The organism is Acinetobacter sp. Q85-2, from assembly GCF_013420555.1.
In the GTDB taxonomy this organism is placed as follows: Bacteria; Pseudomonadota; Gammaproteobacteria; order Pseudomonadales; family Moraxellaceae; genus Acinetobacter; species Acinetobacter indicus.
Genome location: NZ_VOXW01000004.1, coordinates 116538 through 139342, shown reverse-complemented (window position 1 = coordinate 139342; position 22805 = coordinate 116538). Strand labels below are relative to the sequence as shown.

At 47.0% G+C, this 22805-nt stretch carries 21 protein-coding genes; 11 read left to right on the top strand and 10 right to left on the bottom strand.

Annotated features, from left to right (window positions below):
* Window positions 1-38: 38 nt before the first annotated feature.
* Entirely contained in the window at window positions 39-476 is a 438-nt protein-coding gene (locus tag FTT68_RS03200) for a thioesterase family protein (protein WP_075166843.1), read from the top strand.
* Window positions 477-500: 24 nt separating this feature from the next.
* Here FTT68_RS03200 and dnaX read toward each other — a convergent pair whose 3' ends face one another.
* The 5 genes from dnaX to FTT68_RS03175 form a co-directional block, all read right to left on the bottom strand.
* Entirely contained in the window at window positions 501-2612 is a 2112-nt protein-coding gene (gene dnaX / locus FTT68_RS03195; RefSeq protein WP_180175203.1) for a DNA polymerase III subunit gamma/tau, read from the bottom strand.
* Window positions 2613-2758: 146 nt separating this feature from the next.
* Complete coding sequence (locus FTT68_RS03190) at window positions 2759-3202, bottom strand: copper resistance protein NlpE N-terminal domain-containing protein (RefSeq protein WP_127801430.1); 444 nt, start codon at window positions 3200-3202, stop codon at window positions 2759-2761.
* A 71-nt stretch (window positions 3203-3273) separates the two neighbouring features.
* On the bottom strand, window positions 3274-4539 hold the full coding sequence (locus tag FTT68_RS03185) for a serine hydrolase (RefSeq protein WP_180175202.1): 1266 nt from the start codon (window positions 4537-4539) through the stop codon (window positions 3274-3276).
* A 69-nt stretch (window positions 4540-4608) separates the two neighbouring features.
* Window positions 4609-5463 (bottom strand): MaoC/PaaZ C-terminal domain-containing protein, encoded by an 855-nt coding sequence (locus FTT68_RS03180; RefSeq protein ID WP_104489202.1) that lies wholly within the window; start codon window positions 5461-5463, stop codon window positions 4609-4611.
* Window positions 5464-5628: 165 nt separating this feature from the next.
* Complete coding sequence (locus FTT68_RS03175; protein WP_180175201.1) at window positions 5629-7020, bottom strand: 3-oxoacyl-ACP reductase; 1392 nt, start codon at window positions 7018-7020, stop codon at window positions 5629-5631.
* 242 nt (window positions 7021-7262) lie between these two features.
* Between FTT68_RS03175 and FTT68_RS03170 the strand changes: the two genes are divergently transcribed.
* The gene (locus FTT68_RS03170) at window positions 7263-8774 is read left to right on the top strand and encodes an acetyl-CoA C-acetyltransferase (protein WP_045795462.1); all 1512 of its coding nucleotides are present in this window, start codon (window positions 7263-7265) and stop codon (window positions 8772-8774) included.
* A 104-nt stretch (window positions 8775-8878) separates the two neighbouring features.
* On the opposite strand, the gene aceI is transcribed toward FTT68_RS03170, so the two are convergent.
* On the bottom strand, window positions 8879-9313 hold the full coding sequence (gene aceI, locus FTT68_RS03165; RefSeq protein ID WP_168405513.1) for a chlorhexidine efflux PACE transporter AceI: 435 nt from the start codon (window positions 9311-9313) through the stop codon (window positions 8879-8881).
* A 98-nt stretch (window positions 9314-9411) separates the two neighbouring features.
* Between aceI and FTT68_RS03160 the strand changes: the two genes are divergently transcribed.
* The 4 genes from FTT68_RS03160 to FTT68_RS03145 all read left to right on the top strand — a co-directional run bounded on the left by FTT68_RS03160 (window position 9412) and on the right by FTT68_RS03145 (window position 13413).
* Window positions 9412-10302 carry a LysR family transcriptional regulator gene (locus FTT68_RS03160; RefSeq protein ID WP_168381423.1) on the top strand — a complete coding sequence of 297 codons (891 nt, stop codon included), beginning with the start codon at window positions 9412-9414 and terminating at the stop codon, window positions 10300-10302.
* Window positions 10303-10397: 95 nt separating this feature from the next.
* Entirely contained in the window at window positions 10398-11381 is a 984-nt protein-coding gene (tal, locus tag FTT68_RS03155) for a transaldolase (RefSeq protein ID WP_180175200.1), read from the top strand.
* A 91-nt stretch (window positions 11382-11472) separates the two neighbouring features.
* Window positions 11473-12126 (top strand): leucine efflux protein LeuE, encoded by a 654-nt coding sequence (gene leuE / locus FTT68_RS03150; protein WP_005178625.1) that lies wholly within the window; start codon window positions 11473-11475, stop codon window positions 12124-12126.
* Between the two features lie 108 nt (window positions 12127-12234).
* On the top strand, window positions 12235-13413 hold the full coding sequence (locus FTT68_RS03145; RefSeq protein WP_016659069.1) for a benzoate/H(+) symporter BenE family transporter: 1179 nt from the start codon (window positions 12235-12237) through the stop codon (window positions 13411-13413).
* Window positions 13414-13438: 25 nt separating this feature from the next.
* Here the strand turns inward: FTT68_RS03145 and FTT68_RS03140 are convergent, their stop codons facing one another.
* On the bottom strand, window positions 13439-14458 hold the full coding sequence (locus FTT68_RS03140; RefSeq protein ID WP_180006352.1) for an alpha/beta hydrolase: 1020 nt from the start codon (window positions 14456-14458) through the stop codon (window positions 13439-13441).
* Window positions 14459-14742: 284 nt separating this feature from the next.
* On the opposite strand from FTT68_RS03140, the gene FTT68_RS03135 reads away from it, so the two are divergent.
* Together FTT68_RS03135 and FTT68_RS03130 are read left to right on the top strand one after the other, a co-directional pair.
* Window positions 14743-15186 carry a universal stress protein gene (locus FTT68_RS03135; RefSeq protein WP_005178628.1) on the top strand — a complete coding sequence of 148 codons (444 nt, stop codon included), beginning with the start codon at window positions 14743-14745 and terminating at the stop codon, window positions 15184-15186.
* A 106-nt stretch (window positions 15187-15292) separates the two neighbouring features.
* Window positions 15293-15739 (top strand): universal stress protein, encoded by a 447-nt coding sequence (locus FTT68_RS03130; RefSeq protein WP_005178630.1) that lies wholly within the window; start codon window positions 15293-15295, stop codon window positions 15737-15739.
* 70 nt (window positions 15740-15809) lie between these two features.
* Here FTT68_RS03130 and FTT68_RS03125 read toward each other — a convergent pair whose 3' ends face one another.
* The gene (locus tag FTT68_RS03125) at window positions 15810-16025 is read right to left on the bottom strand and encodes a hypothetical protein (protein WP_005178631.1); all 216 of its coding nucleotides are present in this window, start codon (window positions 16023-16025) and stop codon (window positions 15810-15812) included.
* 240 nt (window positions 16026-16265) lie between these two features.
* Window positions 16266-18872 carry an aminopeptidase N gene (pepN, locus tag FTT68_RS03120; protein ID WP_104505379.1) on the bottom strand — a complete coding sequence of 869 codons (2607 nt, stop codon included), beginning with the start codon at window positions 18870-18872 and terminating at the stop codon, window positions 16266-16268.
* Between the two features lie 663 nt (window positions 18873-19535).
* Between pepN and FTT68_RS03115 the strand changes: the two genes are divergently transcribed.
* The 3 genes from FTT68_RS03115 (at window position 19536) to thiM (ending at window position 22030) form a co-directional block, all read left to right on the top strand.
* A complete protein-coding gene (locus FTT68_RS03115; protein WP_005178638.1) occupies window positions 19536-19793 on the top strand; it encodes a hypothetical protein in 258 nt (85 codons plus the stop codon).
* 195 nt (window positions 19794-19988) lie between these two features.
* Window positions 19989-21155 carry a hypothetical protein gene (locus tag FTT68_RS03110; protein ID WP_075166858.1) on the top strand — a complete coding sequence of 389 codons (1167 nt, stop codon included), beginning with the start codon at window positions 19989-19991 and terminating at the stop codon, window positions 21153-21155.
* Between the two features lie 11 nt (window positions 21156-21166).
* Window positions 21167-22030: a hydroxyethylthiazole kinase gene (thiM, locus tag FTT68_RS03105; RefSeq protein WP_016659073.1), complete on the top strand. Its 864-nt coding sequence runs from the start codon at window positions 21167-21169 to the stop codon at window positions 22028-22030.
* Here the strand turns inward: thiM and FTT68_RS03100 are convergent.
* Window positions 22027-22764, bottom strand: coding sequence for a hypothetical protein (locus tag FTT68_RS03100; protein WP_180175199.1), 738 nt, complete (start codon window positions 22762-22764; stop codon window positions 22027-22029). The genes thiM and FTT68_RS03100 overlap by 4 nt on opposite strands.
* Window positions 22765-22805 lie beyond the last annotated feature (41 nt).

The following is a 22805-nucleotide window of genomic DNA, read 5'->3' as shown; positions in this document are numbered from 1 at the left end:
ATATAAATTTTCGATCTATTCAGGGATGACGTCTTTTTATGAAACCGGTAGCCAAAACCCGCGATCAATATACCTTCTTTTTACCGATTCAAACCCGCTGGTCAGACAACGACATGTATGGTCATGTCAATAATGTCATGTATTACAGCTACTTCGATACCGCTGCCAATGCGCTGCTGATTGAGAAAGCCGGACTGAATATTCATCAGGCCGAGATTATGGGGCTGGTGGTAGACTCTGGCTGCAGCTTTTTAGCCGAGCTGAGTTATCCAGAAGTGATTGAGGTCGGTGTGGCGATTGCAGCGCTGGGCAACAGCTCGCTGAAATATGATCTGGCAATTTTCAAGCAGCATCAACAGCAGGCTTCAGCTCAAGGACATATGGTGCATGTTTTTGTCGATGCGCAGCAACGTAAAAGCACCCCGATTCCAAGCGAAATGCGGAATGCCCTGTTGCCTTATCTGCGTTCTCAATAAACGGTTGAAATGGTCTGACGGTGGTTATTTCAACTGGATATTCTGCAATTCGCCATCAAAACTTTCGAGCAGCGATTTAACCTGCGGCTCCTGATGCAGCAGCTCACTGGCGCGTTGATAAGCACGTACTTTACGTTCCTGCTGCAAGCTATACGGTGTCACCTCTGTGACCTGTCCATACTGCACTTTCAGGAAGCTGTTTGGCCACTGCTGTTTCAGCGCTGCTTCTAAATGCTGTAACTGCGAATTTAACAATTGCTGATACTGCTCCGGAATATGGAAAACCGACTCAGCTTCAATCTGGCCGGTCATCAGGCCATGTTGGGCCAGTTCCTGAACTGCCGGTGATAAATCACTATTACGGAACCAGTATTCCCATTTTTCCACACTCCATTCGCCCTCTAAGGACTGCACCGGCAGTTGCAGAATATCTTGCGGCATCAGGCGCTGATCAGCACGTGGAATAGCGGTATTGTCTACAGCAGCAACGACAGGCTGGTTGACGGATGACGTCGGTGCTGGCTGCGCAAATAAACTGTCTTGCGGACTGGAATCCTGTGGATGCGTCAGCTCAGGCTGTGCGACAGACGAAACCGGTGCTGCAAGTTCAGCAGGCTGTTGAGTTGGCTGCGCAACGGCCGTTTCCGGTAAAGGTGCAATTTCATCAAACAGGAAATCATCACTGCTGGCCTCCTCCTGCGTTGCCGGCTGATCAGCACGATCATCTTCATCTAAATCAAACAGCACTTCATCTGCCGCCGGATCAAAAATCATCTGCGCAGATGCCGCTTCTGCCGGTGTAGTCACCGGATGGTCTGGTTCGGATGGAGATGCAACTTCAGCAACCTCTAACGCTTCATCCTGCAGAAAATCATCTGATGATGGTTCAGCAACGGGTGGGTTTATAGCAGCAGTTTCAGCTTCTAATTCATCCTCAGCTGAAACAACGGGATGCACCGGTTCAGGCTGCGCGGTAGCTGACTCGACTACCGGTGCTGCAGCAACTGCGTTGCTTTGTGCGCTGACCTGCGTCAAGGGCACTTCATTTGGCTGTAAGGGACGAAAAGCCAGCAGACGCAGCACGCACATCTCAAAGCCCTGCTCCTGGGTAACCGCCAGCTGTAAATCTGCGCGACCTTTGCTGGCAATCTGGTAATACAGCTGTAAATCCTGAGCCGAAATGCGCTGCGACAGCTGGGTAATTTTCTGGTTAATTTCGGCACTATATTTCAGGCTTAAATCTGGCAGATATTGCAATAAGGCCAGTTCATGCAAGGTCGAAATCAGCTGATCCAGCACCAGTGATACATCCAGCGCCTGCTGACGGAACTGTATTAACAGTGCGCTCACGCGTGCAGGTTGGTTCTGATGAATCGCTAGAATCAGGTCATAAATAATGGTGCGGTCAATCAGCCCCAGCATGTCTTTGACATCCTGATGATGAATTTCACCCTGACCATAGGCAATGGCCTGATCGGTTAAGGACAAGGCATCCCGTAATGAACCTTGTGCCGATTCAGCAATTTGCCAGATTGCATCCTGCTCGGCCTGAATCTGCTCTTTGCTGAGAATTGAAGATAGGTGCTCGGTAATTTCATCTACTGCCAAAGGACGCAAGGTAAATTGCAGGCAGCGTGAAATGACCGTAATCGGAAGCTTCTGCGGATCGGTGGTGGCAAACAGGAATTTAACATGCTCTGGCGGTTCTTCCAGCGTTTTTAGCAAGGCATTGAAAGAGTGCGTCGAGAGCATATGCACTTCGTCAATCAGGTAGACTTTAAAGCGGCCTTGTGTCGGTGCATACGGTACGTTATCGAGCAGTTCGCGGGTATCTTCCACTTTGGTACGTGATGCCGCATCAATCTCGATTAAATCAATAAAACGGCCTTCATTGACCGCTTTACAGGTCGGACAAACTTCACACGGTGTGGAGGTCACCCCTGTTTCACAGTTCAGGCATTTGGCCAAAATACGCGCAATGGTGGTTTTCCCGACCCCACGAGTCCCGGTAAACAGATAGGCATGGTGTAAACGGCCACGCTCTAAGGCACTGGTCAGTGCACGAGAAACATGATTTTGCCCCACCAGCTCATTAAAATTACGTGGACGATATTTACGCGCAAGTACCTGATACATGTATGCTCCTTTTTACAGGTCTAAGCATACTGTTTTTTTAGTAAATAGTGAAATAAATGACGGGCGCTTCCAAAGAAAAATCCCTTGTTCGCGCCAGCAAAAAAGGGATTAAAAATCAGTATATTTAGCAAATGATTAGCCAGTATTTAAACAGACTTGGCCAGAATAAAATCACTTTGCATTTGATAGCGTTTGCCTGTTTGATCTACACGAATCTCGAGCAATTGTTTCTCAAGATCGACATATAACAAATTTCGGGTGTTGACTTGCAGCAGTTCAAGCTGCTGACGCGATGCATCTGCGAAGCGAATCCGCCCTTGAATCACTTCCGGTGCATTGTGCCCGCTCATACTTTCACGCACCAAGGTATAGGTTTCATCCTGATGAAGTTCTAAAGATACTGCCATTCCCGGACAATCATCACAGCGCGATAAACAGCCCATACAAGGCGTGGTGCCTTTGAACTCACCAACCCACGCAGGAATTGCGGTCTTAGATTCCACCACGGTTTGGGATTGAGTTGAGTTTTGATCCTGACATCCGAGTAAAACTGAACTGGCCACCAGCGGAATCAAAATGACTTTTTTCATCTTCGCACAACATCAAATTGACTAGTGCAAGAACATAGCACAAGGATAGGCTCAAAATCATCTCAAACTGTTTAAAACCAGCCCTTTCGGCCTTTTAAAACACCATCGGCACAGCGTAAGGTTTCCTGGGTTAATCCCCACAAGCGATAATCGCCGGTGATGGAACCGGTCGGAAAATTATGGGTATAAGCAAAACTTAAATTCCGCTCTGGATCACACCAGCCACCTGAGCCATTAAAACCAATATGACCAAAGCCCGACGATGCCGACTTGCCCAGGCTCAAAATGCGGTGATAGCCCAAACGCCAATGCATCGGCAGCGGCATCACCCGGTCACGGGCGGTATATTGCACCTGACTTAGGGCCTGAAACACCTGTGGTGAAATCAGTCGTTGCCCCTGCCATTGGCCACCCTGCGCCAGCATGGCATAGATTTTGGCCAGACTTTGTGCGGTAAATACCCCGGAGGCTGCCGGCACAATCGCCTGTAAACCGGCATCACTAAAGAATGAAAATTTTTTCATGCCTTTGGGAATCATGGCATCCTGAAAATCTTGCGGATGTTGCCGACTGAAGGCCAGCAGCTTTTCTAAAGGCGATGCGGTACGTGCAGGTTTAGCAGCAGCCTGTTTTTTGGGAGGCTGGGCAGATTGGGCGGGCTGAGATGTGGCAAACGGTCGCGCCACCCGCGCTAATTCCTCTACCGGCACGCCAAAATAAGCTCCGTTTAATTCCAATGGCTCGCTTAAATGACGCTGCATCAATACAGCCAAGCTTTCATTACAGGCTTTTTCCAAGACACCACCGACCTGCCAGCCAAAGGTCAGGGGCTGATAGGCTGCATCACTGTTCGGCAGAAAACGCGGTTTGGCCGCGGCAATGACCTCCAGCATATGCGACCAGTCGGCCATTTCCGAGGCATCGGCAATCAGATTACGGATATCGTATAAACCACTGCGATGACACAGCATATTTCTTAAGGTCAGCTGCTGTTTGCCCTGCGCTGCAAATTCTGGCCAATATTCAGCCACCGGCACATCATAATCCAGCCGCCCCTGACTCACTAGAATATGTGCCAGCGTGGCCAGCACGCCTTTTCCGGTAGAATAGCAGACCGACAGACTATCCGGCTGCCAGGCCTCATTGGCAGATTTTTGACCGGTATAAATATCAACGACTTTATGACCCTGAAAATAAACCACCAGCGCAGCGCCGCCTTGCGTTGAGCGGGGATCCTGAAAACGGCTAAATAGATGGGCCAAATCTTTAAATGGTTCTTCCACTGAACCACGATAATTTTGAATATCTGCACGCAGATAATCTTTTACGCTGTTCATGCATCCTTTCCAGCAATATGGTGAACAATGAAAAAAGCCTAAATCCGGTTTGGACTTAGGCGCTATGACTTAAAGTGGGCGAATGCTACCGCTGACATGCGGCTTCTGATTCTTTTTGCTGCGAATCAGGAAGTCAGTATTTTGTGCCTGCTGTGCCGTCAAGAATTCCACCTGAGATGGCAGATACATTGGCAATTTAAACCAGACATCGGCTTCATATGCATCTGGCAACTGGATATTGGCCAGCGCTTTGGCTTTACTCCACATACCATGTGCAATGGCCTGTTTAAAACCGAAGGCTTTGGCGGTTAACGCATGAATATGGATCAGGTTAAAATCTCCCGATGTCAGCGCATAACGGCGACCGGTATTTTCCGACACATCCCATTGTCCTGCCGGTACATAATCCGGTACGGCACTTTCTGCTGCTTTGGCCGCGGGCTTGTTGCCACTTTTCTGACGTGACAAATAGGTGGTTAAACCTTCCATCACCACTTCATTACCAACTTTAGCAGTGGTGATAAAATCAAACTGTACGCCTTTGTCATGTGGCTGCAATTCACCAAACTTGCAGGATAAAGTCAGCTGCTCATTCACGCCAACTTTACGGTATTGCTTGAGCTGATTGCGGATATGCACCAGACCTAAAATCGGAAATGGGAAAGCTTCCGCAGTCATCATGTGCATTTGCAGGCTTTGCGATAACACCGCCAGATAAATGGCCGGAATATAGCCGTTATTTTTAAAACCACAGACTTCGTTATAGGCTTTCAGATGTTTCTGGTCGACCTTGAATGAATCCACCACATATTCAACTTGCGGCAGAACTTTTTCACCCTTCGGCTTTTTAAAAATTAAGCCCTGAATCACTTTTGGATAGGCTAAATACGGCTTGGGAAGTTGACTAAAATGGCGAGTATTCATACTGAACCTTTGGAATATTTATCTTTTAAATCACCCTTTCTTTAATAAGAATTGGGTTTTCTATTTTAATTCCCTCAAATCCCTCCCGACCTCCCTTCAAAAAGGGAGGAGAAGTCCCCCTTTATTAAAGAGGGATTTTAGGGGGGATTCCGAGTGAGGGATATATTAAGCCCCTAACAGACTCTGACCACAAACACGCACCACGTTACCATTTAAACCGGTAGATGCAGTTGAGGCAAAGAAGGCAATGGTTTCTGCGACATCAACCGGTAAACCGCCCTGACTCATCGAGTTCATACGGCGGCCCGCTTCACGAATGGCAAACGGAATGGCCGCAGTCATTTGGGTTTCAATAAAGCCCGGAGCCACAGCGTTAATAGTCACACCATTTTTCAGCACCGGTGCCGTATATTTCACCACTCCAATCACGCCTGCTTTTGATGCTGCATAGTTGGTTTGGCCCAGGTTACCGGCAATCCCTGAAATCGAGGATACGCAGATGATACGGCCATTGGCATTCAGACCGTCATTTTCCAGCAGATAGTCGTTCACGCGTTCAATAGCAGCCAGGTTAATGTTAATCACCAGATCCCACAGTTCAGGCTTCATATTGGCCAGTGTCTTGTCACGGGTAATACCGGCATTGTGCACGATAATATCCAGACCGCCCTGTGCAGCGGCTGCCGTTTTAATCTGCTCGCCCGCATCAGCGGCGGTAATATCAATTGCCAGGGTTGAACCCCCAATTTCAGAGGCAACACGGTCCAAGTCAGCTTGTTGCTGTGGTACGTCCAGACAAATCACATGCGCGCCATCACGTGCCAATACATGCGCAATCGCTTCACCAATACCACGGCTGGCACCAGTCACAACCGCGGTTTTACCTGCCAGTGGTTTAGCCCAATCCACATCGACCGTGTCTGCTTTAGAAACACGAATCACCTGACCCGATACATAAGCCGAACGCGGTGACAAGGCAAAACGTAAGCTCGATTCCAGGTTCGCTTCAGCGCCGTCATCAACATAAATCAGATTGGCGGCAATGCCTTTTTTAAACTCCTTCCCGACCGATTTAACAAAGCCTTCCAGCGCACGCTGTGCAATTGCATGTTTTACCGTTTTGGCGGTTTCTGGCGTGGTGCCAATGACCACTACACGGCCAGAGGCCTGAATCTGGCGCGCCACCGGATTAAAGAAGTTATAGAGCGCATTTAACTGTTCAGAGTTCTGAATGCCTGAGGCATCAAAGACCACCGCTTTAAATTTAGATTCTTTATCGCCCGCGTTAAAAGCACACAGGTTTAAACCGGCTTGTGCAGCAGCCTGCTGTAATTCTGCATTATTGCCGGCATAGCTGTTGGCATGGATATTGGCCAGAACCTGGGCAATTGCACCTGATAATGTGCTTTCCGGCGCTGCGCCCAACAAAACTGCACCCTTGACCACAGGCGTCGCGCTGTCAAAACGCTCAAGGAAAGTTGGGGATGGCAGGCCTAAATTTTTAATGACAAATTTACCAATTGGAGATTTTGCAAAAGCTTGGTATTGGTCAGTCATGATTATTATCTCTCAGACAAAATGAATTTGTGATTAATCTAAAGTTATCCTTTAGCTTCAATATGATGTCAGATACTTTGTATTTCAATAGATCGATCAGTTTGTTATGAATAATACTTGAGATCATATACAGATGACTTGACCTGAAAGCATTCTGCAATGTCATTGTAGTCAATTCAGGCTATTCTAGATTATGCTAATGTAACCCCTAAGAAGATCATCAACATGCTTGGAAAAGCCTTATGAGCAAAACAACTCAAGAAAATCCGGCGGTCGAAAATTCTGCTACAGAAACTGTGTCAAATACATCAAAAAGTACAACGCGTACAACCAAAAGTTCTGGCACGGCAAATTCGTCAGCAAACCCTGCGGCTAAACCTGCACGCACCCGTGCGGCATCTACCCGTAAAAAAAGTACAACCCCTCCTCCTTCTGAAACTACAACTGAAACATCTGGTCAACAGGATAATACCATGAGCCAAAACACTGTCCGTCGCGTTGCGATTATCGGTGGTAACCGCATTCCATTTGCACGTTCAAATGGCGCTTACTTCACTGCCTCAAACATCGATATGTTCACCGCCGCTTTAAATGGTCTGGTAGAACGTTATCGTTTAGAAGGCCAACGCCTCGGTGAAGTCGTTGCCGGTGCCGTACTCAAACACAGCCGTGATTTTAACATGACTCGTGAGTGTGTACTGAACACTGAATTGGCTCCTGAAACACCTGCTTACGATATTCAGCAAGCGTGTGGAACCGGTTTGCAGGCAGCTTTTTTAGTGGCCAATAAAATTGCTCTGGGCCAAATTGAAGTCGGTATTGCTGGTGGTGTCGATACCACTTCCGATGCCCCGATTGCTTTTGGTGACGGTTTACGTAAAGCCCTGCTGGAGCTGAATATTGCCAAAACCGGTAAAGACCGCTTAAAAGCGCTGACCAAAATCAATATCAAAGACCTGATGGATGCACCGAAAAATGGTGAACCACGTACCGGTCTGTCAATGGGTGACCATCAGGCGATTACTGCGCTGGAATGGGGCATCTCGCGTGAAGCGCAGGATGAACTTGCTGCATCTTCACACCAGAAAATGGCAGCCGCCTATGAAGCAGGTTTCTTTGATGACCTGATCACACCATTCTTAGGTTTAGAGCGTGACAACAACTTGCGCCCGGATTCTTCAGTAGAGAAACTGGCTAAACTGAAACCAGCCTTTGGTAAAGGTGATGCGCGTACCATGACCGCAGGCAACTCAACCCCACTGACCGATGGTGCATCTTGTGTTCTGCTTGCTTCTGAAGAATGGGCCAAAGCCAATGGTCATGACGTACTGGCTTACTTAACCTTCCAGGAAACGGCTGCAGTTGATTTTGTCGAGAAGAAAGAAGGCCTGCTTATGGCGCCAGCCTATGCCGTACCACGGATGCTGGAACGTGCCGGTCTGACTCTACAAGACTTTGACTACTATGAAATTCACGAAGCTTTTGCTTCACAAGTGCTGTCGACCTTAAAAGCCTGGGAAGATCCAAAATTCTGTAAAGATCGCTTAGGTCTAGAAGCACCATTGGGTTCAATTGATCGTAACAAGCTGAACGTAAAAGGTTCTTCTCTGGCTGCTGGTCACCCATTTGCTGCAACCGGCGGACGTATTCTGGCAACTGCTGCCAAACTGCTGAATGAAAAAGGTTCAGGTCGTGTGCTGATTTCAATCTGTGCTGCAGGCGGTCAAGGTGTAACAGCGATTGTCGAGAAGTAATTCTCCTCGCCTTCACTGAAAAAGCCGCTGCCTGGTGCAGTGGCTTTTTTTATGGACGTTTTATTACCTTTTTATTGTCTGCTCTTAAATTCATCAGACGTATTTTAAACAGACTCACGATAGGCCGGTGCATAGCCCAAACGTACCTCAATCGCGTCATAACCCCACTGGAAGATAAAGGTATAGACCAAAATACATAAGGTCAGGCTTAAATCCAGCAAAAAAGCCTCGGGCAGACTCATCTGCATGGCATAGGCCACCATTGGAATGGTGGCTAACATTAAGCCACCCTCAAAACCAATGGCATGTAAAATCCGTACTTTCACCGTACGCTTGAGCTGTCTGCGTGCTTCAAATTTTTCAAAAAAATAATTAAACAGCATATTCCATAAGACCGAGGTTACTGCCATGGCCACACCCAGGCTACCGGTCACTTCCAGCGGCATCTTGAAAATCAGGCTTAAAGCTAGGGCAATAATCACCAGTAAAATCAGTTCATAACTCAAGGCATGAATTAATCTTCTTTTCGACAGCAGCATGTTAAACCTTATCCATTTCATCAATTGCTGCCATCTTATTTTTAAATTATCGACAAATCGAGTTAGAATCTTTCAATATTATTGACAGGTTACTGCCCATGAATGTGAATCAGGAACAGCTGATCATTTTTAAAACCGTGATTGAATGCGGTTCTTTTTCCGCAGCGGCGCGGCAACTGGGAAAAGTGCCATCCGCGGTGAGTATGTCAATTGCCAATCTGGAAATTGACCTGAACCTGAATCTGTTTCAACGCATCGGGCGTGAACCGGTGCCCACCGCACAGGCGCTGACGCTGTATGAAAAGACCGAACAACTGCTGGTTGAAATGAACCAGTGGAAACAGCATGCCGCAGCGTTAAGTGAAGGGCTGGAATCGGAACTGAATATTGTGGTGGTGTCCGAGCTGATTCATAGCGACTGGACCCAATACATTGCCCTGCTGCAGCTGGAATTTCCAACGCTACAGATCAATATATTTTCAGCGCCACAGGAAGATGCCATGCACATGCTGGTCGAACAGTCGGCGCAACTGGCAGTGATGTTTGAACGTGAACAGCTCGACAGTGGCGAGCAGTTTGTAGAACTGAAACGCGAAGCCTTGGTGCCGGTGGCGGCCCGAGATTTTGCCTTGGCTCAACAGGCACCGGTCAGCTTTGAAGCTATTTTGCACAGCCGGCAAATTGTGGTGGCCAGCCGTGACCGTCGTATTCAGCCGGAACTGTTATTTTCCAAACAGTACTGGCGCACTGATAATCATCATACTGCCTGCTCGTTAATTTTACAGGGTCTGGGCTGGGGTGTGTTGCCGCTGCAAATGCTGAATGAAAACCCGAACTTAAAGCAGCAACTACAGGTTTTGGACTTTCTGGATTTCTCGCCCAAGTTTGAATATTTTGTCGATCTGGTCTGGAGCCGTGAAAGCAAACTGGGGCTGGCTGCTCGTTTTTTGATTAATCACTTGCGCAATCAACGAAAAAGCACAAATTAGACACTGATCTGTAACGCTTTTCACTTGGGTTAAATCCAGTTTGTGTTATAAATAATTGCATAAGCAATAACCGAACAACTAGAGAAGCGGATTCAATGACACAGAACGCCTTAAACCAATTAAAACGCTTAACAACTATTGTGGCCGACAGCAGTGACTTAACTGCCATTGAAAAGTTTCGTCCTTTAGATGCAACAACCAACCCGTCTTTAATTACCGCGGCGGCTGAACAGGCCGACAGTAAACCGCTTTTAACCGAAGCCTTTGATCAGGCCAAAGCAGAAGGTTATCAGCAAGACGAGCTGATTGAACGCACCATTGATATTTTAACCGTCAAGTTCGGGGTAGAAATTCTTAAACTGATTGATGGCCGTGTCTCGACTGAGGTAGATGCCTCGCTGTCTTATGATACAGATGCCACTATTGCCAAAGCCAAAGAACTGCTCGCGCTGTATAAAGCATATGGCATTGATCAGAAACGCATCCTGATTAAAATTGCTTCAACTTGGGAAGGCATTCAGGCCGCAAAACAGCTGGAAGCAGAAGGCATTCATACCAATTTAACCTTGCTATTCGGTCTGCATCAGGCACATGCCTGTGCAGATGCCAAAGTCACGCTGATTTCCCCTTTTGTCGGGCGTATTCTGGACTGGTACAAAAAAGCCGAAAATGTCATGTACTACCCAATTGAAAAAGATCCGGGTGTGCTGTCCGTGAAAAAGATTTACCAGTTCTACAAACAGCATGCGGTGAAGACTGAAATCATGGGTGCCAGCTTCCGCAGTATTGATCAGGTCTTGGCGCTGGCCGGTTGTGACCTGTTAACCGTTTCACCCAACCTGCTGGCCGAACTGGAACAGGATGAGCGTGAAGTCACAGCACAACTCTCAAGTGACACGATTGAAGCTCAAGGCGAGCTGGAGCCGATCACAAAAGAGAAATTTAAACAGCAGCTGGAACATGACTTAATGGCCTTCCAGTTACTGCAAAGCGGTATTGATGGCTTTATTAAAGCGCGTGAACAGTTAAGCCAGTTATTGCGCCAAAGCTTTGGTATTGATGCCGAAATTAAAGCTTAATTTTCCTGTTTAGCCGCGCCGCTGTGCGCGTATTCCAGGCCGATGTTGCTATATAATGCTGCATCGGCCTTTTTAGTTCTCTGGATTTCCTGTGTTTGGTATCACTGACGTAATGACGTTCATTATTGGAACCATTTTAATTGTGATCCTGCCCGGCCCCAACTCTTTATATGTGATGTCAATTGCCTCGCGCTTTGGCATTAAAGCCGGCTATCTGGGTGCTTTAGGCGTTTACACCGGTGACCTGATTTTAATTCTGTGTACTGCCTTTGGTGCGGCTTCAGTGCTACACAGTTTTCCGTGGCTGTTTATAGCGCTGAAAATGATTGGCGCGCTGTATTTAAGTTATTTGGGCATACGCCTGATGATTGCCGCCTATCGCACCTGGCAGCCCGAAAAAAGCCGCTCGACTCAAACCAAGAATAGCAGCAGTACGCCAGAACAGGTTCATCCTTTTCGCACCGCATTAACCATTAGTATTTTAAATCCGAAAGCGATTCTGTTTTATCTGTCTTTTTTTGTGCAATTTGTTGATCCGGCCTATCCTTATCCGGCGCTGACTTTTACCCTGCTGGCCATTATTCTGCAAATCATCAGCATGAGTTATCTGTCAATTCTGATTATTTCCGGAATGAAACTGGCGACCTATTTCAACCGGAATTACCGCCTTACCGCGAGCGGTGTGGCCGCAGTTGGCCTGCTGTTTTGTGGTTTTGGCTTAAAACTGGCCAGCTCGACCCTATAAAAATCAAGCAATTTTTTTAACTTCTGATAAAGATTTGAACTTTTAGATGGCCATTGAAAGGCGTATGATTTATCGGCTTTCTCTCCCATTTTTATTGTGCAACGGATTATGCAAAAGCTTATACATGATTTTTCTATTCCGGCTGTTTTTGCTGGATTTATCACTTTTTTAATTGGTATTAGTGTTTCTGCCGTACTGGTGATTCAGGCGGCGCAAACTTTAGGGGCCACAGCCGAACAGATTACCTCCTGGTTCTGGGCTTTGGGTCTGGGCATTGGCCTGTCTGGCTTGCTGCTCTCGTGGAAATACAAATATCCGGTGTCGACGTCCTGGTCAACCGCCGGGCTGGCCCTGATTATTGCCACGGGCAGTGGTTATAGCCTGAATCAGGCCATTGGGGCTTTTCTGGTGTGCGGCGTGCTGACCGCACTGTTGGGTTTTTTCGGGATTTTTGAACGTCTGTTTCGCTATATTCCACAAAGCCTGACCAGCGCCATGCTGGCCGGCGTACTGCTAAAATTCGGCATTGCCTTGTTCGCCAGCATTCAGCATGAATGGGCATTTATCCTGTCTTTACTAGCAGCCTATGTACTGTCAAAACGCTTCTGGCCACGCTATAGCATTGTGCTGACCGTAATTGCCGCGATGCTGCTGTGCCCGCTGGTACTGGATTTCCATTTTCCTGTGGTGAGCTGGTCATTGGCGCAACCGGTGTGGATCAGTCCGGAATTTAGCCTGCCCGCTATTTTAGGTCTGGCTTTACCGTTGCTGGTAATTAATCTGGCCTCGCAATATTTACCCGGCATCGCCATTATTAAAAGCTATGGCTATCAGCCGCATGTTAATCAGTTGCTCGGCTGGACCGGTACCGCGCAGGCCGTGTTATCGCCTTTTGGCTGTTATAGCGTGAATATTGCAGCGATTAGTGCCGCCGTTAGTCTGGATCATCAGGTGCATCCGGACCCATCAAAACGCTATATTGCCGGCATGAGCTGTGGCCTGTTTTATATCCTGATGGGCTTGTTTGCCGCCACCTTAACCAGCCTGCTGATGTCTTTTCCGGCAGTGCTGATTACTGCATTGGCCGGTATCGCCCTGTTTGGCACCATTGGCCATAACGCCTTTATTGCCTTTAAAGAGGCCGATGACCGGGAAGCCGCATTAATGACCTTTTTACTAAGCGCTTCAGGCATCCAGTTCTGGGGCATTGGCTCGGCCTTCTGGGGACTGGTTTGCGGTGTGGTGGTGTTACTGGTGATGAAATTTCCCTGGAAAGCCAAATCCTAAAGACTAACATGATGACCAGCAGATTTTAGGGCGCGGATCTATCTGTCTGATCCGCTTTACTATAATCGGCCAGAAATGACAGGGTCTGCTCAAAAGTCTGCTGGCTTTCGGGCAGATGCGTTAAGAACTGATATTCATGAATCAGCCAGCGTTTAGAGTCGGGATAAAATACTGCTTTTACTGGCACCTGCTGCTGCTTTAACACCTCTAACAGCGGTAAAGATTGAGTATCAGTCAGAAAATCCTTATTGCCGCCACTTAAAAATACCGGTGGAAACGCGGGAGTAATATGCTGAATCGGTGAAATCTGCTGCAGAAATTCCGCATCCTGTTTGCGGTCGCCGGTATAGGCCTGCACCATGTTATAAATGCCCCACTCGACAATTTTGATTTCATCCGGCGCGGTTTTAATAAAATACGGTAAATCATAAATCCCGCAGTGCAAAATCACCCCTTTCAGCTGTGTTAAGGCCAGAACCGGCACAAATTCCGAATGCGCGGCAAATTCCGGATTACTCAACAAGGCTGCATAATGGCTGGCCAGATTGGCACCGGCAGAATCTCCAGCCAGAAATAGTTGCTCGGCATCAACACCAAACAGCGCGCCATGTTCCTGAATATAGGCCAGTGCCTGATTAATCTGGTGTAACTGGGTGGGATAAGTCGCCGCTGGCGCCAGTTGATATTGCAGTGAAAACACCGGATAACCGGCATCTGCCAGCCGTTTAAAATAACCGCGCGCATGGGCTTTGGAACCGGAAATCCAGCCACCGCCATGAATCCAGACCACGGCCGGGCGTAATCCGGTATCATCAGGTGTCTGTGCTGGCAAATAGACATCCAGGCTTAAATCCGGATCTTGCTGATACTGGATATTTTCCAGCACCCGCACCTGCTGCGGTGCATCCCGATCCATCAGTTTCTGTTGCAATTGGGTGGTCAGATTAAATGCGCCGGCAATAATACGGCTATTACCGGCTGTGCTTTGGCAGCCACTCAGCACCAGCAGCAAGCTCATGCACAGACTTAACATCAGATACTTCATTTCACCCATCTTCCTGTTTATACAGCTGTTTTATTTTTCTTCACTATAAAGCAGCCGCCGCGCAGATGGAACCCGGTTTTTCACGACAATGCGATCTGACAATGTAGAGTATTCCAGTCAGAATTATTTGTTAAATCAAAGACCTACTTAAGTGGTATTGTGATTGAAAATCTGTATCTTTTTTGCAGGCAGAACACCGGAATAAATTGAATGCCCCCCGGTGATGTGCTATCTATAGAGTATAGCTAAACATTAAGTTCATTATATCAATAAGGAGTTTCTCCATGGCGTATCAGCATATTCTCGTTCCGGTCGATGGTTCTCAAATTTCCTATTCTGCGGTGCAACATGCAGCTGAAATTGCCCGTGCCTTTAACAGTCAGCTGAGTCTGGTGAGTCTGGTGGCGGAAGACCCGTTCACTGATGCCGATTTCTATTATTCATCTGCCATCATGAAAGAATACTTTGTGCAGGCACACGGTAATGCACAAAAAGCCCTGAAAGAAGGCCAGCAAATTGCCGAAGCTGCAGGCGTTACTGTAAGTACTAAAATTGTGGAAGGTGAAGTATCGGCCAAGCATGTGGTTGAAGCTGCACAAGAAATGGGCGTTGACCTGATTGTGATGGGTTCACACGGTCGTAAAGGCTTCCAGAAATTCCTGCTCGGTAGTTTTGCTCAGGATGTACTGCGCAGTTCTGAATTGCCGGTGCTGGTCATTAAGGCCTAATTGCCCTACTACAGTTCAGAATCCTGAATGCTTTTGATGTACTTTCATTCACTGTCAGTTTCAATAAAGCCCGCGATATTCATATGTAAAAATAAGGAAAACTGTCATGACCAGCTATAAACATATTCTTGTTCCAGTGGATGAATCCCCGATTTCTTATGCTGCTGTAGAACAGGCTTTAAGTCTGGCCAAAGATTTAGGCTGCCAGGTCACGGTAATGAGCGTGATTGCGGTTGACCCATTTGTCGGCGTCGATTTTTATAAAGTTGCTCCGGCCATTACCGACTATTTCATGCAGGCCGAAAAAAATGCCAAACTGCGCTTGCAGGAAATTCTTGATTCTTTCCAGCGTGAAGGCGTGCAGGTCGATCAGAAACTGGCGCACGGCGTTTCACCCTCAGATGGCATTATGCAGATTGCCGATGAAGTCGGTGCCGATCTGATTATTATGGGCTCACATGGCCGGACCGGTTTCAAGAAAATGATGCTGGGTAGCGTAGCGCAAAACGTGCTGACCCAATCGCCTATTCCGGTGCTAATTGTAAAAGTCTAAAGTAAATCTAAAGCTGCCATAAAAAAACTCCTCAACGTGAGGAGTTTTTTTTAAATCTGCTGAACAGCGGTCAGGGTTTGGAAATTTCCTGATGCAATGCCTGTAAAAACAGTTCTGCTTCAATTTTATTCGGAAAGATGCGCTGATACAGCCCCTTGTCCTGCATCGAGTGTGGTGTATATTCAATAGACACCATAAAACGCTCTTCATTCAATATTCTGTTCACTCTTAACGCAATAATATGTCGTGAATTCAAGTAAAAACCATCTTCAATTTTAACCAGCATCACTCAACCTCTTGTTCACGCCAGAACCCGGCTTTTTCACCTGAACCTTTCCAGGCTAAAAATAAAAAAGCCCACCACAATGATGAGCTTTTTTATTTAAATTATCTAAACACGTTTCAGCCTTAATTTAGCATACTCCCCGCGAATATGCGGGAAAGCTCACATAAAGTTACAGCTAAATACCGAGAAAATAAAATAAATCTTCATTATTCTATTTTTTCGAGCGAAAGCTGCACCGGTTTAGACATTTAGCATACTGTTTAAAGTTTCGACCACGTTTTTCGATTTCACCAAGGGCTTCAAGGTTTCCAGGGCCACCTGTACCTGACTGCGCTGTGGTTCATCCAGCGTATACCAGCGTGACAGCACCTGCAGCAAACGTGAACCTAAAATCGGGTTCTTTTCATCGAGGTATTTGGCCAGATGGATATAATGCTGCACCCCAAAACTCCAGGTATTTACCGGATTCATATTCAGACCACCACTGACCGAACGAATGCGGTTTGGCGTACCCAGATCATAGTCCGGATGCTGGGTTAAGGTATGAATGGTTTCAGCCGTTGCATTTGGATGGGAGGCCTGTACAGTAAACCACTGGTCTAAAGACAGCGCTTCATCTTTAAAGCGGTCATAGAAATCCTGCAGGCAGGATTCGGCTTGCGGTGCATCATTCCAGACCAGTACACGTAGCGCGCCTAAACGTTCTGACATATTGCCAGTATTCTGATACTGCTGATGCGCCAGATCAAAGGCTTCGGTATCGCCCTGACGTGCCATCAGACTGAGCATAATATTCTTCAGCGCACGCACGCCCATGGCCTGTGAAAACTCTTTTTGCAGGTCCGGGTCCAGACTTAAGTAAGTTTCCTTACAGAAAGCACCCAATTCACGCGCCAGCGTATTTAACAAGGCTTCACGTTTTTCCTGAATGTCCACCGGACTATAGTGCTGATCAATCCGGCTGCCCAAATAACCTTCACTTGGTACATCAAAAATTCGTGAGGCCAGTAACGGGTCCTGATTGACCAGTGCCGGCACCGTGTTTTTCATGGCCTGAAGATAACTTTCTACCGCATGACCATTTAGCAAAATGCGCTCCAGCAAGGTCTGCGTCGCCTGCCACTGGTTAAAGCCATTGGTTTCATACTGCATCAGGAAGGCCAACTCGGCATCACTGGCATCAAATTCCAGATTTACCGGCGCCGAGAAATTACGTAACAGCGACACCACCGGTTTGGCATTAATGCCGCTAAATTCGATGGTTGCCTCATCCTGATCAAACAGATACACGCCATCTTTTACGCCATTTTCAAACAGGGCCTCAGATTGCAGCGCATATTGCTCGCCGGTTTCAGCATTAAACAGCGCCAAAGCCACCGGAATTGGCACGGCTTTCAGGTCTGGATATTTCGGATGCGCTTTCAGGCTCTGTTTAAAGCTTAAACGATAGGTTTGAGTCGAAGCATCATACTCGCCATGTGCCTGCAGTTTTGGAGTACCCGGCTGGTTATACCAAGTTAAAAATGCCGATAAATCAACGCCTGAACCCGCAGTCAGTGCCGCAACCCAGTCTTCGACCGTCACCGCCTGACCATCATGACGGCGGAAATACTCATCGGTACCCGCGCGGAATTTTTCCTTGCCGAGCAAGGTCGACATCATGCGGTTAATTTCCGCCCCTTTTTCATACACCGTGGCGGTATAAAAGTTATTAATTTCGACAAAATGATCTGGACGTGGCGGATGCGACAATGGACCAGAATCTTCCGGGAACTGGTGCGCTTTTAATACCGCGACATCATCAATCCGTTGTACTGCGGCCGATTGTAAATCTTCTGAAAACGACTGGTCACGGAAAACGGTCAAGCCTTCTTTTAGGCACAGCTGGAACCAGTCACGACAGGTAATCCGGTTACCGGTCCAGTTATGGAAATATTCGTGTGCGATGACCGATTGAACGCGCATAATGGCTGCATCGGTGGTGTATTCTTCATCGGCCAATACACACGAGGTGTTAAAGATGTTCAGGCCCTTGTTTTCCATCGCGCCCATATTGAACTGGCTAACCGCCACAATCATATAGTTGTCGAGGTCATACGGCAGACCATAATGTTCTTCATCCCAGCGCATGGAATGTTTTAACGCTTCCATGGCGATGTGACATTTAGGAATATCTTTTTCTACCGCATAAATTTCCAGTGCCACATTACGGCCTTCAGAAGTCACATAGCTGTCTTTCAGCACCGCTAAATCGCCGACCACACAGGCAAACAGATAACTTGGCTTTTTGGTCGGGTCCTGCCAGATCGCATAATGACGCTGGGCATCGACCTCGCCTTTTTCAATCAGGTTACCATTGGCCAGCAGCACCGGATATTTTTTATCGGCTTCCACCCGGGTAGTAAATACCGACAGCACATCCGGACGGTCCGGATAGAAGGTAATTTTACGGAAACCTTCCGGCTCATTCTGGGTCACAAACAGATCACCAGCCTGATACAGACCTTCCAGCATGGTGTTGCTTTCCGGATGAATCACCACCTGGGTTTCAATACGTGCACGATCTGGCGCATTCTGAATTACCAGCTGTTCAGCATCAAGCTGATAGTCATTTTCGGTCAGTTGCTGACTGTTCAGATGAATAGATTTCAGCTCAAGGTCACGGCCCAGCAGCACCAGATCACCTTCGGTCTGGCGCTGCATCTCCAAAATAGCATTGACGATGGTGTGGTCTGCATACACCTGAATATCCAGATTAATTGAATCCACCAGAAATGCAGGTTTTTGATAATCTTTTAAATAAATAGTTTGGTCTGCTTCAACCACTGGATTTGCTGCGATATTCATATCATGTCCTAATTGTTTATACGCCGGGGCATTATGCGGATGATGTCTTGATCATACGCCAACTTTTTCAGTCTGTCTGCTGAATGCGCTTCTGTTCTAATATGGGCATCCGGCCACAACTTTTCAATTCATCATTCAACTAAATCTGTTTAAAAATACAGAGATGCTGAATTATGCAGCGAATCCAACAGCTTAATCTGCCCGCTAAAATCTTCTCGCGCTGGTGTTGCGCCATGCTGGTGCTGTTCTGCCCATCTGACCTGAAATTCTGCGCTATTGAGATACAAGTTCCTACATAAAGCTGCCACTTGACTACATTCTGTAATCAAAGACCTGTGATCTGTGCAGCTAAAAATATACTGCGAGATAAAACCGGATAATTTCCCAAGTCTAAACAGAGGCTTATTTAGACTTCGTCAAGATAAATCCGGTGACAATTCGCCAGCATTTGCGAAGGGAGATTTATTCAAATTTAGCTTTTCAATTTCGCTTCTAGAGTCAAACAGTTATCGGCTAAATGACGCTTTCAGTTGGCCGATCGCCATTTCAGCATGGGCCATTACATTATTTTCAAATCGGCTACATTTTGTGCACGCTTCTTGCTTGTATTTAAAGGCGCCGAGCGCATGATAACAATGATGAAAAAACGAGAAGAGGTGTGAGATGTATTTAAAAGAGCATATCGTCCGTGTAGAAAATATTAAAACCCTGCAAACCCTCGATCAGGCCAACATCGACCATAAAGTGATTGCCCTCTTTATGAGCTGTGAAGGCATTCCCATGCAGACCAATGAAGTTACCTCTATTTTGAATACCTATGATGCCCTGGGCAGCAAGAAAATCCCAAGCAAAAAAGTACAGGCGCTGATTCAGGCCAAGCAACTTGGTGAGGAGGATGATTCGCTACCGTGTCCGGTATAATCTTCTCTCCTCTAACTTCCATTTAAAATACGGCGTCCTGCCGTATTTTTTATGAAAAAGAGCTGTTCAAGTCAGGGCGTTTAAATTCAGCATAGTGTCCAAGTTTTCTGCTTTATGTTTTTTTGAGCAAACCAATGCGGCCCAGCCATGTATAATCCAGACATCCTATTTCTAAAATGATGACTGCACCTGAATATGCTCCAGATTCTGCAAAAACAGTTAGATGAAAGCACCTCGTGTCCGCTGTGCCGCGCTGCCATGTATTGGGTGGAAGCCGAACAGTACGATCAGGAGCTGAGCTATCACGAGTGCAGTTACTGCGAACATAAAGTGTATCCGGGCAATTTGCACAGTTGTCATTGCCCGGCCTGTGAAAAAAAACGCAAACAGCTGATTAAAGAAGCGCTGGTACAGGAAAACCGCAAGCTCAAAAATAAAGGCAAAGATAAAGACATGATTGAGCACAAGCTGAATCAGTTAAGCTTTATCCAGAAACTGTTTTTATTGTCGATGCTGGACGATCAGGTACATGAAAATACCCAGCATGATGAATATATTTACTGGGAACGGATTAAATTCCAGCCTTTTTCACCCAACTATTTATATCAGAAACAGCTGATCAAACAGCTGCTTGACCAGCAGATTCTGGTGGCCAAGGAATTCGCCGATGAAGCCGGCCAGTATTATGTGAATGTGCGGCTGGATGGTTATTCAGAGCCGAGCCTGTTCAGTATTACCCATCAGCTTCGACAATGGTTTTACCAGAATTTGAGTCAGGGCGTGCCCTTTCACAGTTCAGATGAAGTCAAAGATGCCATCTATGAACTGATGTATGAAAAAGTGGTGCAGTTCATGCAGTTTTATTGCCGCATCTGGCAGGTGCAAATTTCCGGCAACAACAGTTTTAAAAGCCTGTGTTTTCGCCTGCTGGACAGCCTGGCAGTGGGTCAGATTTTTTATCTGGTGCAAACCGCGCTGGATTATCTGCATGGCCAGAAATTATTACAGGCACGCAATGAAAAATTCATTAATACCAATCTGCTAAAAAAAACCGTAGAACAGTACCGTGAACGTGGCCTGCAAGAAAAATGGATGACCACCACGCTGCCACATCCACCACAACTACCGATGAGCAAAATGGTGGAAATTCTATTTTTCCGTTTTCTCAATTATGATGAAATGATCTTTGTACAACCGATCTGGAAAATCTGGGAAAAGATTGAACCGCGCTTAAAATTTTATGCCTTAAAACGCTGTATGCACTGCGGCTCGGATGAACTGGATGTCGATTATGATGCCCAGCATTATGTGTCCTTGTTCTGCCGTCGCTGTAAACAGCAAGACCACTACTTTACCCAATAAAGGGGTAACTGATGAATTATCCAGAACAGCTTTCCACTCTTGACAGCAGCCTGCCCGATGAAACCGCGGCAATGATTGAAAAAATTATTGAAGCCTGGAGCCTGCTCAAAACCCGGCAACCACTGGTGCAATGTATCACCAACAGTGTTGCGACCAATTATACCGCCAATATTCTGCTGGCTGCCGGTGCATCACCGGCCATGATTGATAATCCTTTTGAAGCAGAAAGCTTTAGCAGTATTTGCAGCGCCTTAAGTATTAATTTGGGCACACCGACCAGCGAACAGATGCAGGCCATGCAGATTTCGGCAGAAACGGCCCAGCGTCTTGCCAAACCGTGGGTGCTGGACCCGGTCGGTTATGGGCCCGTCTTAAAATGGCGCTCAGATATGGTTGATGCGCTATTGGCCTTTCAACCGAGTGTGATTCGCGGCAATGCGTCGGAAATTGGCGGCTTGGCCGGCGCACAGGTAGAATCCAAAGGTGTTGATTCGACCCTAGACAGCACCGCGGTATATGCACAGGCCAAAAGCCTCTTGGCGCATGCCGAATGTATTGCCATTTCCGGTGAATCCGATTTTATTCTGTCCAGACAGCTTGAACAGGTGGTGCAGGTGAATGGTGGCTCGGAATTACAGCCCAAAGTCACCGCAACCGGCTGTGCCCTAGGCGCTTTAATTGCGGCGTATGCCGCGGTCAGTCCGGTGACCATTGCCACCATTGCCGCGCATGTCCATTTTGCCATTGCCGGAAAACTGGCCCACGCGCAAAGTTCACAGGTTGGCAGTTTTAATGTGGCGTTTATAGATGCAATTTTCAGTCTGGATGCGGACACCATCCGTGAACATGCCGATTTAAAATTTCTGGCGCCTTAAGACATCTTCCCGTCCAAAGCAAAGTTGAGTGCCGTTTCGGTCAGGGTTTTACTGTCTAAACGGCAAATACACATCAGGCCGATGCCATCAAAATAGTCCGGTGCGTGTTGCAGAAAAAAATCGCAATGCGGATTGGCATGCACTCTTAACTGTTGCAGCTCCTCTTCACTGCGCAGCGGCACACAGGTCTGATGCACATAAATATCTTCATCACGCTTCTGGATGTCGTGTTGCCGGCTGGCCATCACCTGCAACACGCTTAAATAATCCTCCGGCATCCGGATATCACTGCGTGGATAAAAGCCCCGAACACGTGATACAAAATGTGCATAAAGCTTCGGCTGGTTGATGGTGGCAATAAACCACATGGGCGTTAAAGGATATTTAAAGCGCTGGTTCAGCATGGCTTTGAGCGCACTGTTGATGATTTTATGGTTGTATTGATGGCGATAGCTTTTTAAAAAACTGGCGCGTGAGTTGACCACCAGAATTGGCTGATGTAACAGGGTTAAGGCCAACAGTGGAATAATGGTCTGCCCGACCAGTTTGCCACGATGATGATATTGAATAATAGTGACCGAAATTGCCTGCGGGTCATACAGATATTTCTTTAGCTCCTTTTCACAGGTTAACGTAAACACCTGCTGATCAAACTCGGCAATTTTTTCAAAAAAATAATCTTGTTGTTGTGTGGATAAGGCTTTGAAGTCAAACACCGTCTCAGTGATATCCATAATCCTTCACCCTATGATTGTTTTAATTTTTCAGACTCATT